At 44.7% G+C, this 275-nt stretch carries 1 protein-coding gene; it reads right to left on the reverse strand.

Annotated features, from left to right (window positions below):
• Positions 1–35 precede the first annotated feature (35 nt).
• Positions 36–275: IS200/IS605 family transposase (gene tnpA / locus GPK60_RS15710; protein ID WP_215660181.1), on the reverse strand; the 240-nt coding region annotated here is incomplete at its 5' end.

Raw genomic sequence — 275 nt, forward strand, 5'->3', positions numbered from 1 at the left:
AGTAACGCGGATCGGTATTTACAGTCCGCTTTAACTTAATACGACTTGCTCTGATGTTCCATATAACGGCGGATATTTTCCTCAGATACAGATCCGATCGTTTCCACATAATAGGAATGGTTCCACAGCTCTCCCTTCCATAGCTGGTTTCTTATTTCCGGAAAACGTTCGAACAGTTTTCTGCCGGTAATCCCCTTCAGATACTTGACGATTGCTGTTATGGACAGCTTTGGTGGAGCTGTTACAAAGCAGTGGACATGGTCTCCTTCACCACA

The sequence above is a fragment of the Ruminococcus sp. MCC718 genome, from assembly GCF_018783905.1.
In the GTDB taxonomy this organism is placed as follows: domain Bacteria; phylum Bacillota; class Clostridia; order Lachnospirales; family Lachnospiraceae; genus Hominisplanchenecus; species Hominisplanchenecus faecis.